The 13,963-nt window shown below is 62.6% G+C and carries 11 protein-coding genes; 7 read left to right on the forward strand and 4 right to left on the reverse strand.

Translation table 11 applies throughout. The features are described 5' to 3' along the window. Positions 1 to 225 precede the first annotated feature (225 nt). From AC1D1B_RS22290 to AC1D1B_RS22310, 5 genes are all read left to right on the forward strand, one after another. The gene (locus tag AC1D1B_RS22290; protein WP_477334548.1) at positions 226 to 1,134 is read left to right on the forward strand and encodes a PopZ family protein; all 909 of its coding nucleotides are present in this window, start codon (positions 226 to 228) and stop codon (positions 1,132 to 1,134) included. 284 nt (positions 1,135 to 1,418) lie between these two features. Next, complete coding sequence (locus AC1D1B_RS22295; protein WP_477334549.1) at positions 1,419 to 4,202, forward strand: valine--tRNA ligase; 2,784 nt, start codon at positions 1,419 to 1,421, stop codon at positions 4,200 to 4,202. 360 nt (positions 4,203 to 4,562) lie between these two features. Beyond that, a complete protein-coding gene (locus tag AC1D1B_RS22300; RefSeq protein ID WP_477334550.1) occupies positions 4,563 to 5,792 on the forward strand; it encodes an outer membrane protein transport protein in 1,230 nt (409 codons plus the stop codon). Between the two features lie 290 nt (positions 5,793 to 6,082). Continuing rightward, a complete protein-coding gene (ilvD, locus tag AC1D1B_RS22305; protein WP_477334551.1) occupies positions 6,083 to 7,807 on the forward strand; it encodes a dihydroxy-acid dehydratase in 1,725 nt (574 codons plus the stop codon). Next, a complete protein-coding gene (locus tag AC1D1B_RS22310) occupies positions 7,794 to 8,618 on the forward strand; it encodes a tetratricopeptide repeat protein (RefSeq protein WP_477334552.1) in 825 nt (274 codons plus the stop codon). Before ilvD ends, AC1D1B_RS22310 begins: the two co-directional genes overlap by 14 nt. Before the next feature lie 289 nt (positions 8,619 to 8,907). On the opposite strand, the gene AC1D1B_RS22315 is transcribed toward AC1D1B_RS22310, so the two are convergent. From AC1D1B_RS22315 to erpA, 4 genes are all read right to left on the reverse strand, one after another. Continuing rightward, entirely contained in the window at positions 8,908 to 9,207 is a 300-nt protein-coding gene (locus tag AC1D1B_RS22315; RefSeq protein ID WP_477334553.1) for a hypothetical protein, read from the reverse strand. Between the two features lie 70 nt (positions 9,208 to 9,277). Continuing rightward, positions 9,278 to 10,072, reverse strand: a complete 795-nt coding sequence (gene xth, locus AC1D1B_RS22320) for an exodeoxyribonuclease III (RefSeq protein WP_477334554.1) — start codon at positions 10,070 to 10,072, stop codon at positions 9,278 to 9,280. A gap of 8 nt (positions 10,073 to 10,080) precedes the next feature. After that, complete coding sequence (locus AC1D1B_RS22325) at positions 10,081 to 10,473, reverse strand: VOC family protein (RefSeq protein WP_477334555.1); 393 nt, start codon at positions 10,471 to 10,473, stop codon at positions 10,081 to 10,083. Positions 10,474 to 10,476: 3 nt separating this feature from the next. Further along, on the reverse strand, positions 10,477 to 10,824 hold the full coding sequence (gene erpA / locus AC1D1B_RS22330; protein WP_142865088.1) for an iron-sulfur cluster insertion protein ErpA: 348 nt from the start codon (positions 10,822 to 10,824) through the stop codon (positions 10,477 to 10,479). Positions 10,825 to 10,900: 76 nt separating this feature from the next. Here erpA and AC1D1B_RS22335 point away from each other — a divergent pair, with 76 nt between their 5' ends. Next, complete coding sequence (locus AC1D1B_RS22335) at positions 10,901 to 12,115, forward strand: deoxyguanosinetriphosphate triphosphohydrolase (RefSeq protein ID WP_477334556.1); 1,215 nt, start codon at positions 10,901 to 10,903, stop codon at positions 12,113 to 12,115. Between the two features lie 62 nt (positions 12,116 to 12,177). Further along, the gene (gene argS, locus AC1D1B_RS22340; RefSeq protein ID WP_477334557.1) at positions 12,178 to 13,941 is read left to right on the forward strand and encodes an arginine--tRNA ligase; all 1,764 of its coding nucleotides are present in this window, start codon (positions 12,178 to 12,180) and stop codon (positions 13,939 to 13,941) included. Positions 13,942 to 13,963 lie beyond the last annotated feature (22 nt).

Below are 13,963 nucleotides of genomic sequence, written 5' to 3' on the forward strand. Positions count from 1 at the left end.
CGCCGCGCATCTCAGGGATGCGCGGCGCTATCCTTTTGTAGCGACATGATCTTTTCCGAAAGAGGGCCTTCGGCTCTGAGCCATGTCTAAATTGTTGAAATCCCGCATCTCCCGAGATTGGGGATTCTCGGATGGCGATCCGTCGGCTACGCTGTCGCCATGATTCGTGCCCGGCTTTGACGGACAGGAATCTGCAAACGGGTCACAAGGGCGGCGGATGTGACGATGGCGACGGCAAGCAGCGCACAGCGCGAACCATCCATGGAAGAAATACTGGCTTCCATCAGGAGGATCATCGAAGACAGCGACACCGGCCGCAAGCAGCCGGGTGACGCCGATGAGCTGCGCCAGGATCTTGCGCCGGCCGCCGGACCGGCGTCGGATGTCGAGGCCTTCCGCAGCGAACTGCACAGCGCGGCCGAAAGCAAGAAGCCGTTGACGCTGGCCGAGGTGCAGGCCCAACTGACCGAGCCGTTGGTGACGCGGCTGGAGACACGCCCCGAGCCGGCTCCGATGAAGCCGAGCGCTCCGGCACCGGCAAATCCGGCGCCGACGACCGTCGCGCCTCCCGCGCATGCGCCGATGACCCTGGCGGAAGTGAGTGCCAGAATCGCAAGCGAGTCTGCTCCGGCGGCCAGGACAGAGGCGCCGGCCCGGGCAAAGGCGGAAACCACCGATTCGATCGTCACCGATTGGCGGCGCGAAATTGCAGCCGTGGGCAGTCAGACAAAGCCCGCCGATGTGGCCAAGCCGCAGGAAGTCAGGCCGCAGGAGACTAAGCAGCAAGAGACGGGGAGGCAGCAGGCTGTATCCGTGGAGATCGAGGCTTTCGAGGACGATCTGGCGGCCGAGCCGACTTTCGAGCCTAGCCCTTCGCGCGGCGAGCAGGCGCGCCAGGCCGATGCAATGCCGGTCCGTCCGGCGATCGTTTCGGAACATACGGGACGGCAAGTCGCGGCGGCCTTCGGCGAACTCTCCGACGCCTTTGCCAGCCGCAGCAAGAAGACCTTCGACGAGATGGCCGAGGAGATGCTGCGGCCGATGCTGCAGGACTGGCTGGACAACAATCTGCCGACGCTGGTCGAGCGCTTGGTGCGCGAGGAAATCGAGCGCGTCGCGCGCGGCGCCCAGTAAGAGTTACAGCCCATTCCGGATTAAAGCGCTGCCCTTGGGCGGCGCTTTTTCGTCGCGGGTCAGGTAGAGCCTGGCCGGTGCGCCCTGCAGCAGCAGCTGGAAAGTATGATGGTTTGCGGCTTAAGGTCGAGACCGAGGCCAAGGCCGCGCCCGGGTCTGTTGCCTCGATCTATGCCGCCCTATCTAATGGCTGGTACCGTTGACCGCCCTTGCGGTTGACTTGCCCAAGACCTTCCGATTTACACCGAACCAGCAAAAATCCCGACAGCGCGGACCATTTTCCCATGCTTGAAAAGACCTACGACGCCAAAACCGTCGAGCCCAAGATCGCCAAAATCTGGGAAGAGGCGGACGCATTTCGCGCCGGCGCCGGCGCCGAGGAGGGGGCGGAGGCCTTCACCATCGTCATCCCGCCGCCCAACGTCACCGGTTCGCTGCATATGGGCCACGCGCTCAACAACACGCTGCAGGACATATTGGTGCGCTTCGAGCGCATGCGCGGCAAGAACGTGCTGTGGCAGCCCGGCATGGACCATGCCGGCATCGCCACGCAGATGGTGGTCGAACGCCAGCTGATGGAAAAGCAGATCCATCGCCGCGATCTCACCCGCGAACAGTTCATCGAGAAGGTCTGGGAGTGGAAGGCCGAATCCGGTGGCGCCATCTTCAATCAGCTGAAGCGGCTTGGCGCCTCGGCCGACTGGTCGCGCGAACGCTTCACCATGGATGAAGGCCTGTCCAAGGCCGTGCTCGAAGTCTTCGTCACCCTCTACAAGCAAGGGCTGATCTACAAGGACAAGCGCCTTGTGAACTGGGACCCCAAGCTGTTGACCGCGATCTCCGACCTTGAGGTCGAGCCGCAGGAGGTCAACGGCAATCTCTGGCACTTCCGCTATCCGATCGAAGGCGAGGTTTTCGATCCGGAAAATCCAGCAACCTTCATCACCGTGGCGACCACCCGCCCGGAGACGATGCTGGGCGATACGGCAGTCGCCGTGCACCCGGACGACGAGCGCTACCGGCATCTGGTCGGCAAGAATGTCGTGCTGCCGATCGTTGGCCGAAAGATCCCTGTTGTGGCGGACGAGTATTCCGATCCGGAAAAAGGCTCCGGCGCGGTCAAGATCACGCCGGCGCACGACTTCAACGATTTCGAGGTCGGCAAGCGCCACAAGCTGCCGGCAATCAACATCCTGACCATCGAGGCAGCCATCAAACTCAAGGACAACGAGGACTTCCTCGCTGGCCTTGAGATCACGCCCGAGCGTCAGGCCATCTGGGACGAACTCGACGGTCTCGACCGTTTCGCCGCGCGCAAGAAGATCGTCGAGCTGATGGAGGCCGGCGGCTTTCTCGACAAGATCGAGCCGCATCGCCACGCCGTGCCGCATGGCGATCGCGGCGGCGTGCCGATCGAGCCGTTCCTGACCGAGCAGTGGTATGCCAATGCCGCGGAGCTCGCCAAGCCGGCGATCGCCTCGGTGCGCGAGGGCCGTACCAACTTCGTGCCGAAGAACTGGGAAAAGACCTATTTCGACTGGATGGAGAACATCCAGCCCTGGTGCATTTCACGTCAGCTGTGGTGGGGCCATCAGATTCCGGCCTGGTACGGGCCGGACGGGCGCGTCTTTGTCGAGAAGACCGAGGAAGAGGCGCTGGCCGCCGCGATCGAATATTATCTGGCGCTGGAAGGGCCGTGGAAGGCCTGGGTCGAGGACAAGCTCGAGAATTTCAAGCCGGGCGAAATCCTGACCCGCGACGAGGATGTTCTCGACACCTGGTTCTCCTCGGCGCTGTGGCCGTTCTCGACGCTGGGCTGGCCGGATCACACGCCGGAGCTGAAGACCTATTACCAGACCGACGTGCTGGTGACCGGCTTCGACATCATCTTCTTCTGGGTTGCCCGGATGATGATGATGGGCCTGCATTTCATGCATGAGGAGCCGTTCCACACCGTCTATGTGCATGCGCTGGTGCGCGACAAGAACGGGCAGAAGATGTCGAAGTCGAAGGGCAACGTCATCGATCCGCTCGACCTCATCGACGAGTTTGGCGCCGACGCACTGCGCTTCACGTTGACGGTGATGGCGGCGCAGGGGCGCGATGTGAAGCTCGATCCGGCGCGCATCGCCGGCTACCGCAATTTCGGTACCAAGCTGTGGAACGCGACGCGCTTTGCCGAGATGAACGAGGTCGCCCGCAATGACGATTTCTGGCTGAACGACGCCAAGCTGCCGGTCAACCGCTGGATCCTGACCGAGCTGACCAGGGCGTCGCACGCGATCACCGAGGGCATCACCTCATACCGCTTCAACGAAGCTGCGGGCGCTGCCTACCGCTTCGTCTGGAACCTGTTCTGCGACTGGTATCTGGAACTGTTGAAGCCGGTGTTCATGGGCACTGACGAGGCGGCCAAGGCGGAAAGCCGCGCCTGCGTCGCGTTCGTGCTCGACGAGATCTACAAGCTGCTTCACCCGATGATGCCGTTCATGACCGAGGAATTGTGGGCGCAGACGGCAGGCGAGGGCATGACGCGAGACTCGTTGCTCTGCCACGCCGCCTGGCCGTCACCGGACTTCGAGGACGCCGATGCGGCCGCCGACATCAACTGGCTGGTCGATCTGGTCTCCGGCATTCGCTCGGTGCGCTCGGAGATGAACGTGCCGCCGGCGGCCATCGCGCCGCTGGTGGTGGTCGGCGCCAGCGCCGAGACCCACCAAAGGCTGGAACGCCATGCTTCCGCCATCAAGCGGCTGGCGCGGGTCGGCGACATCTCGCTGCAGGACGCCGCACCCAAGGGCTCGGCCCAGATCGTGCTCAACGAGGCGACGATCTGCCTGCCGCTCGGCAGCCTGATCGATCTCTCCGCCGAGGCGGCGCGACTGCAGAAGGAACTGGCCAAGGTGACCGAGGAAATCGCGCGGTTGCACAAGAAGCTGTCGAACGAACGATTCGTCGCCAGCGCGCCGGAAGAGATCGTCGCAGCCGAGCGCGAAAAACTCGACGAATACCGCGATCAGCAGGAGAAGCTTTCGGTGGCGTTGACAAGGGTGCGCGACGCCGGTTGAGAACCGGATTCGCGAGGCGCTGACAAGCGGGTCGCGACGGCTCTTTTGCCCAAAAAACAGGCATTCCGTTGCGTTAATGTTGACGTAAACGGAAAGTTTCAGCCCCATTGTTGCCATAATGTAACAATCGGGCGGAATGCCGGCAAAATAGCCGGATTTCGTGCCGTTTTAAGCGTTTTTTTCTGATTTTTTTCCTAGTGTGCCTCCCAAGTGGTCATTTTCGGACCTGCTGGCCAAGGCCGCCACTGTGTTCGAAATGCGGTCCGCAAGAGTGTACGTGTACGCTATGTGAATTCATTGTTGCACCGTTAACCTGAATTGGTTCTAGCTTGACGCACCAGTATTTCGGGGAGGACATCCATGAACAATTTGCGTTTGAAAACACTGCTGGGGGCGGGGTGTTTTTCGCTGGGCTTGATCGGTTCAGTGCATGCCGGCGGCATCGAGCGCGGGGGCTACGACATCGACCTTCTGTTCGATCCGGCTCCCTTCGCCACGGAAGCCGAGGCGACCTATGTGATGCCCGAGCGCAAGCTCAAGAATGCGGTGGACACCAATCCGTTCGATGGAACCGTGACGGGCATGAGCTCTGCTCACGACAGCGAGAGCTATTGGGTGCCGCGCATCGGCGTCAAGGCCCAGATTGTGCAAGGCGTTGACTGTATGGCCGACTATTCCCAGCCTTGGGGCGCGCATACCGCTCCCGGCCAGTGGAATGGCGCCCAGTCCAACATGGAAACCGAAATCAAGAGCGACAACTATGCCGCCACCTGCTCCTACAAGATGGATGCGGGCAAGGGCCAGCTTCGCTTCATCGGTGGCGTCTTCTACCAGGAGGTCTACGGCTTCAAGGAAAGCCTCGTGTCGCCGCTGGTGCCCAATTTCGGCGGCACCGGTCGTGTTGATCTGTCGAGCAGCGGCTGGGGCTGGCGCGCTGGCCTCGCCTACGAAATCCCAGAGATCGCGCTGCGCGCCAGCCTCGTCTACAATTCGCAGGTCAAGCTCGACAACCTTAAGGGCGAACTCGATCTGACGAATGTCGGTGGACCTGTCATTCCGATCTACGGCGAAGCCTCGATGCCGGATTCGGTGGAAATGAAACTTCAGTCGGGCATCGCGCCTGGCTGGCTCGCCTTCGGTTCGATCAAGTGGGTCAACTGGAGCGTGCTGCAGAGCATTCCGATCTGCTCGCAGGCGACCAAGGGCATTGCGGCTTGCACGACGACGTCTCCCATACCGGTCAAGTGGACTTCGCTTGACCTGATGTATCGCGACGGCTGGACGGTCACTACCGGCATCGGCCACAAGTTCAACGAGCAGTGGAGCGGTGCGGTCCAGATTGCTTGGGATCGCGGCACCTCGCACGGCTACGGTTCGCAGAGCGATACCTGGACCCTGGGTGGCGGCGTCGCCTACACACCCTCGCCCAATATCGAAGTGCGTCTGGCCGGCGCCGTCGGCGTCTTGACCAGCGGCCATTCCGGGACCCTGACCGACGAGAACGGCTATGTGGCCGGCACCGACGTCAGCTACGATTTCGGCAACGATCTGGTCACGGCCATTTCTGGCGGCGTCAAGGTCAAGTTCTAAGTCTTTGGAAATTCAAAAAAAGGCCGGGCATCGCCCGGCCTTTTTCGTTTTGCAGCAACAGCATTAGGCCGTGCCGGCAAGGGCTGGCGTTGCAGATACGCCGCACAGGCGTCGCCTCTCGCGATTGTGACGTTTTGGCAACAGTTTCTGAACAACCCCCGCGCTACAGTTCCGCCAGAGGAAATTGCCTATTTCCCGCCATAAACCCGGCGCACCTCGAATTTGTCTCGGGACACGCGCCAGAAGGCTCGGCGATGAGGCAGGCCGCACCGCCCGCGGCAAGGAAGAGTATGGACGCCAGAGTCATCTCCAAGGCCAAGCTGCCTAGCCGCCATGTGACCGTCGGTCCGGCGCGTGCGCCGCACCGCTCATATCTCTATGCCATGGGCCTGTCGGCAGCCGAGATCGCGCAACCGCTGGTCGGTGTCGCCTCCTGCTGGAACGAAGCGGCACCTTGCAACATCTCGCTGATGCGCCAGGCGCAAGTGGTCAAGAAGGGCGTGGCCGCCGCCAACGGCACGCCGCGCGAATTCTGCACCATCACCGTCACCGACGGCATCGCCATGGGCCACCAGGGCATGAAGTCGTCGCTGGTGTCGCGCGATGTCATTGCGGACTCAGTCGAACTCACCATGCGCGGCCATTGCTATGATGCGCTGGTCGGGCTTGCCGGCTGCGACAAGTCGCTGCCCGGCATGATGATGGCCATGGTGCGGCTCAACGTGCCGTCGATCTTCATCTATGGCGGCTCGATCCTGCCTGGCAGCTATCGCGGCCGGCAGATCACCGTACAGGATGTGTTCGAGGCGGTCGGCCAGCATTCGGTCGGCACGATCAGTGACGCTGAACTGCTCGAAATCGAGCAGGTCGCCTGTCCGTCGGCCGGCTCCTGCGGCGCCCAGTTCACCGCCAACACCATGGCCACCGTCGCCGAGGCGATCGGCCTGGCGCTGCCCTATTCCTGCGGCGCGCCGGCGCCTTACGAAATGCGCGACCGCTTCAACTTCGCCTCCGGCGAAAAGATCATGGAGCTGATCGCCAAAAACATCCGGCCGCGCGACATCGTCACGCTGAAGGCGCTGGAGAATGCGGCGACCGTGGTCTCGGCCACCGGCGGCTCGACCAATGCCGCGCTGCATCTGCCGGCCATCGCGCACGAGGCCGGGATCAAGTTCGACCTCTTCGATGTCGCCGCGATTTTCGAGAAGACGCCCTACATCGCCGACCTCAAGCCGGGCGGCAAATATGTCGCCAAGGACATGTTCGAGGCCGGCGGCATTCCGCTGTTGATGAAGACGTTGCTCGACCACGGCTATTTGCATGGCGACTGTCTCACTGTGACTGGCCGTACTTTGGCCGAAAACATGGAGCACGTTGCCTGGAATGATAGCCAGGATGTGGTCCGTCCCGCCAACCGACCAATCACCCAAACCGGCGGTGTCGTGGGCTTGAAGGGCAACCTTGCCCCCGAAGGTGCGATCGTGAAGGTCGCGGGTATGACGGAGCTGAAATTCTCAGGCCCGGCACGCTGTTTCGATTCGGAAGAGGAATGTTTCGAGGCGGTCACGCACCGCAACTACCGGGAAGGCGAGGTTCTCGTCATCCGTTACGAGGGTCCGCGCGGCGGCCCCGGCATGCGCGAGATGCTGTCGACAACGGCCGCTCTCTACGGCCAGGGCATGGGCGGCAAGGTCGCCCTCATCACCGACGGCCGTTTTTCGGGCGCGACGCGCGGGTTCTGCATCGGCCATGTCGGCCCCGAAGCAGCCGTTGGCGGACCGATCGGGCTCTTGAAAGACGGCGATTTGATCTCGATCGATGCAACCAAAGGCACGATCGAGGTCGACCTGTCCGAAGCCGAACTGGCAACGAGGGCGAAGACTTGGAAGGCGCGCACAACCGACTATCAGTCGGGCGCGATCTGGAAATACGCACAGACGGTAGGGCCTGCCCGCGACGGCGCGGTCACCCATCCCGGCGGTGCCAAAGAAACACATTGCTATGCGGATATCTGAGTTGTTGAGGTCGTCTGTCCTTCCGGCACTGGTCGCTATCGCGATCTTTGGCGCCGTGGGCCAGGCCATGGCCTTCGACGACAAGGTGTTCGACGACAAGACCGGCGTGAAGCCGCAATCGAGCCCATGGGCCGTGTTCCAGTTCGGCTTCTCCGCCTACAAGAGCGGCCACAAGGAACAGGCGGTCGAGGCTTATAAATACGCCGCCGAGAACGGCCAGATCGGCGCCACCTGGAAGCTCGCACGTATGTATGCCGAAGGCGACGGCGTGACGCGCGACGACTATGCGGCCTTCAAGTTCTTCTCCGAGATCGTCGATCAGGACGTCGAGCCGGGATCGCCGGAGGAAAGCTATGTCTCCGACGCGCTGGTGGCGCTGGGCGACTATCTCAGGACCGGCATTCCCGGCAGCCCGGTCGAGGAAAACGAGGTCGCGGCGCAGGAATATTACATGCGCGCAGCCGCCAATTACCGCAATCCGAACGCTCAGTTCGAGATGGGCCAGATGTTCCTGAAGGGCGAGGGCGGCGTCAAGGCCAGCGTCAAGCAGGCCGGTCGCTGGTTCCAACTCGCCGCCGAAAAGGGCCATGCCGGCGCCCAGGCGACACTGGGCAACCTGCTTTTCCAGAGCGGCAAGATCGTGCGCGGGCTGGCGATGATGACGGCTGCGCTCGAACGCGCCTCGCCGGCCGACCAGCCATGGATCCGCGGCATGCAGGAAGAGGCGTTCGCCGCCGCCGGCGAAGCCGACCGCCGCACCGCCATTTCGCTGGCCGACGACATCCTAACCAAGGGCGGCGGCGACCAGTAAGGGTTGCTCGGCGGGATGATCGCCGAGCTCTTCAACTGAAGAATTAAGCTTCCAAAGTCTGCGCTGCCCCTCATTGCCCTGCCGGGCATTTCTCCCCGTATAGTGACGGGGAGAAAGGTCGCTGTCGTCAATGCTTTCGCCAACTTTCAGCGTTTGCAGGAGAAAGCGCCGGCGTTGCGGCCAGCCTCTTTCTCCCCGTTCACGGGGAGAAATGCCCGGCAGGGTAATGAGGGGCGGCGCCAACCTTTCAAGCCCAGCCGAGCCTTAAAGGCGTCGACGAAGCGACCTGTCAGTTCGCAGTCGGTTCCGTCGGCACCGCGTTTTGCGCCGGCATCGAGATCGGCGTGACGTGCAGGTGCGGCTTCATCGTGTTGTCGGGGCAGGTGTCGTCGATCTTCGTCCATGAGGTGTTGTTGAGCACCAGGTCGCAGCGGGCCATATGGCTCTGGTCGGAAACCGTCAGGCAAGCGACCTGGCCGACCTGGTACGACTTGCCATTGGCCAGGCACTGCTGGTCGGCGAAGGCCGTCGCAGGTGCGCCCAAGGCAAAAGCCAAGCCGATCGGACAAAGAAGGAATCGTATGGTCATGGAACCCCAGCCGCCATGCTGATTTCAATCAACTGCGCGATTGTGGCGATATCAGGGTTCCTAGGAATTGTCAGGCCGGCTGCAGCGCCAGATCGATCGCCGCCGGCACATGGTCGGAAGGTTTTTCCCAGGCGCGCACATGCTTTTCGATCGAGGCCGAGGAAAAGCGGTTGGCGGCTTCGGGCGACAACAGTAGATGGTCGATACGAATGCCGTTGTTCTTCTGCCAGGCGCCGGCCTGGTAATCCCAGAAAGTGTAGACGTCGGTTGCGTCGGTGACGGCGCGCACAGCCTCGGTGAAGCCGAGATTCTTCAGCCGGCGGAACGCTTGCCGCGTCTGCGGCTGGAACAGCGCGTCGCCCAGCCAGTTCTCGGGGAAGCGCGCATCGATCGGTTCGGGGATGACATTGTAGTCGCCGGCCAGCACCAGCGCTTCTTCCAGAAGCAGCCGCTGCTCTGCCCAGCGATACAGCCGCTCCATCCAGGCCAGCTTGTAGGGGAACTTCTTCTCGTCATCGATCGGGTTGCCGTTGGGCAGATAGAGCGAGGCGACGCGCAGCGCGCCCTGGTCGGTCGAGAATACGCCTTCGATAAAACGTGCCTGCTCATCCGTGTCGTCGCCGGGCAGGCCCCTGACAACCTCGTCGAAGGGAAGCTTCGACAGCAGAGCGACGCCGTTGAAGCCTTTCTGGCCATGGGTTTCGACGTTGTAGCCAAGCGCCTCGATCTCGGCGCGCGGGAACTGCTCGTCGACCGTCTTGATCTCCTGCAGGCAGACGATGTCGGGCTGGCTCTCGGTCAGCCAATGGGTGAGATTGCCAATGCGAGCGCGAACGCCGTTGATGTTCCAGGTGACGATTTTCATGGGCGGCCTCAGGGATGTTCAGGCGGGAGACGTTCGACAAGCCCGATCGTATTGCCTGCCGGGTCCTTTAGAAAGGCCATCCACTCGCTTTCCCCCGCTGGACCGAACGTGCCTTCGGTGTCTTTGTGGACGAGCGCAGGCGGCGCGGTGAAGGGAACGCCGGATGCTTTGGCCTCGGCGTGGAAGGCTTCGAGGCCTGTTATGTCGAGATAGACGGTGCCGGCCGGCACGCCATCGGTGAACAGCAGCCTGATATCACCGGCCATGATGAAGGCCATGCCCGGCGGATCGTAGCGGGCGTGCACGCCCAGGCCGAGCACGTCACGCCAGAACGCCAATGTGACGTCGAGATCGCGCCCGGCCGACAGCGCGACCTGGCGGACCGCGCCGATGGCAAACATCTGCTAGATGGAGAAACTGGTGCCGCAGCCGCAGGAGGCTACTGCATTCGGGTTGCGGATCTGGAACGACTGACCCATCAGATCGTCGACGAAGTCGATGACCGAGCCGCCCATATAGACAAGCGACAAATCGTCGATCAGCACGGTGGCGCCGTCCTTTTCGATGGCGACGTCGTCGTCATTGCGCGTGTCGACCAGGTCGAACTTGTAGGAAAAGCCGGAGCAGCCGCCGCCTTCGACGGAAACGCGCAGCGCCGTCTTGCCGGCTTCGCCAGAGACGATTTTCGCGATCCGCCTGGCGGCGGAGTCGGTCATCTCGACTTTCATGGCAGTCTTGGCATCAGCGCCCATGGGCGTCACCTTGCTTTCGGTTTCACATGATAGGTATGAAGCGGGAAGGGGCAAGTCAACTGCGGCGGCATCAGCCATGACAAATGAGCTTGGCGACATTGGGTTCGGCTATCGGCCGCGCGCGGCCTATGCCAGCGATCCGGCCAAGTCGCGCGGGCGGCTCTATGACGAGGCTGAGAGCCCGACCCGCACGCCGTTCCAGCGAGACCGCGACCGCATCATCCATTCCACCGCGTTTCGCCGGCTGAAGCACAAGACGCAGGTGTTCGTCGCCCATGAGGGCGACCATTATCGCACAAGGCTGACTCATTCGATCGAGGTGGCGCAGATCGCGCGGGCTTTGGCGCGGGCGCTGCGCGGTGACGAAGATCTGGCCGAGGCAGTCGCCCTGGTGCACGATTTCGGCCACACGCCGTTCGGCCATACCGGCGAGGACGCGCTGAACGAGCGGATGGCCGCCTGGGGCGGCTTCGACCACAATGCGCAGTCGCTGCGCGTGGTGACGCGGCTGGAGCGGCGCTATGCCGAGTTCGACGGGCTGAACCTGACCTGGGAAACGCTGGAAGGCCTGGTCAAGCACAATGGCCCGCTGACCGATGCCAAGGGAAAAGGCCTCAAAGGCCCGGTGCCGCAGGCGATCCGCGACTATTCCGAGCTGCACGACCTCGAACTCGACCGTTTCGCCGGCATAGAGGCGCAATGCGCGGCGATCGCCGACGACATCGCTTACAACACCCATGACATAGATGACGGCCTGCGCTCCGGCTTCCTGACACTCGACATGCTGGAGAAGGTTGCGCTGCCGGGATCGATCCTCGCAGGCGTGCGCGCCCGCTATCCTGGCCTTGACGACGTCCGCACCGGCCATGAGCTGATGCGCCGGCAGATCACGATGATGGTCGAGGATGTCATTGTTTCGACCACCGCAAACCTGGCGCGTATAAAACCTGACAGCGCCGAAGCGGTGCGGGCGGCGGGCGAGACGATGGTGACGTTTTCCGCTGGGATGGCGGCGACCGAGAAGGAATTGAAGACCTTTCTCTACAAGCACCTCTACCGGCATGACGAGGTGATGCGCGTGCGTGGCGATGCCGAGCAGATCGTGCGCGACCTGTTCGATGTCTATTTCGCCGATCCGCGCGCCATGCCTGATGGCTGGCGCGAAGGGCTCGACAGGGCCGAGGATCGCATCAAGGCGCGCAGTGTCGCCGATTTCCTGGCGGGGATGACCGACACCTACGCCTTGAAGGAACACCGCCGCTTGTTTGACCATACGCCCGATTTAAGCTAGGGCGGGCGCGATTTGCCGGCCAACGAGCCGGTCACCCTGCACAGTCCGCCAGAGTCAGACCCATGAACATCTTCGCCGATTTCAGCGCGCGAATCACAAAAGCCGTCGAAGCGCTTGATTTGAAAGACAGTAATGGCGTTGCGCCCGACCTGTCGCGCATCGCCGTCGAGCCGCCGCGCGATGCCAGCCATGGCGATCTCGCCACCAATGCGGCGATGGTGCTGGCCAAGCCGACTGGACAGAACCCGCGCGCGCTGGCCGAACGGCTGGTGGAAGTGCTGCGCACCGACGCCGATGTCGCCATGGCCGACGTCGCCGGCCCCGGCTTCGTCAATCTCAGGCTCAAGGACGCCTTCTGGCAGGCGCATTTGACCGCGCTGCTGGGCGAGGGCAGCAACTATGGCCGCTCGACCATCGGTGGCGGCCGCAAGACCAATGTCGAATATGTCTCGGCCAACCCGACCGGGCCTATGCATGTCGGCCATTGCCGGGGCGCGGTGGTCGGCGACACGCTGGCCAATCTGATGGCCTTCGCCGGCTACGACGTCACCAAGGAATACATCATCAACGACGCCGGCTCGCAGATCGACGTGCTCGGGCGTTCGGCCTTCCTGCGCTACCGCGAAGCGCTGGGCGACGACATTGGCGAGATACCGGCCGGTCTCTACCCCGGCGATTACCTTGTGCCTGTCGGCGAGGCGCTGGTTGCCGAGTTCGGTCGCAAGCTGCTGCAAATGCCCGATGACGAGGCGCTGGCCATCGTCAAGGACCGCACGATCGACGCCATGATGGCGATGATCCGCTCGGATCTGGCGCTGCTCAACGTCCATCACGACGTGTTCTTCTCCGAGCGCACGCTGCATGCCGACAATGCCAAGAAGATCCGCTCGGCGATCAACGACCTGACGCTGAAGGGCCATATCTACAAGGGCAAACTGCCGCCGCCCAAGGGCGAGAAGCCGGACGACTGGGAAGACCGCGAGCAGACCTTGTTCCGCTCGACCGCGGTCGGCGACGACATGGACCGGGCGCTGGTCAAGTCCGACGGCTCGTTCACCTATTTCGCCGCCGACGTCGCCTATCTCAAGGACAAGGTCGATCGCGGCTTCGTCGACCTGATCTATGTGCTGGGCGCCGACCATGGCGGCTACGTCAAGCGGCTGGAAGCGCTGGCGCGGGCGATTGCCGGTGATGATCTGAAGCTCCAGCTGACCGTGCTGTTGTGCAATCTGGTGAAGCTGTTTCGCGACGGTGAACCGGTCCGGATGTCGAAGCGGTCGGGCGACTTCGTGACGCTGCGCGAAGTGGTGGAGGAGGTCGGCCGCGATGCGATCCGCTTCATGATGCTCTACCGCAAGAGCGACGCGCCGCTCGACTTCGACTTCGCCAAGGTCACCGAACAATCCAAGGATAACCCGGTGTTCTACGTGCAATACGCCTCGGCGCGTTGCCATTCGGTGTTCCGGCAGGCGAGCGAGCAGCTGGGCGAGGCGAATTTCGACCGCAAGAGCCTGGCCGCCGCCTCGGCGTCGCTCGTCGATGAGGGCGAGATCGGCCTGATCCGGAAGCTGGCTGAATATCCCCGGCTGATCGAATCCGCGGCCCTTGCGCTGGAGCCGCATAGGCTGGCATTCTATCTCTACGATCTGGCCTCCAGCTTTCATGGGCACTGGAATCGGGGCACCGAGAATCCCGACTTACGTTTTGTTAAGGTTAACGACCGACAATTGACGCATGCCAGACTAGGGCTGGTGCAGGCTGTTTCGGATGTTTTGACCTCCGGCCTGACGCTGATTGGGGCTGATGCGCCCACTGAAATGCGTTAGGTTTGACTAAAACACCTGTCAC

Source organism: Mesorhizobium sp. P2_C5_2 (genome assembly GCF_056404535.1).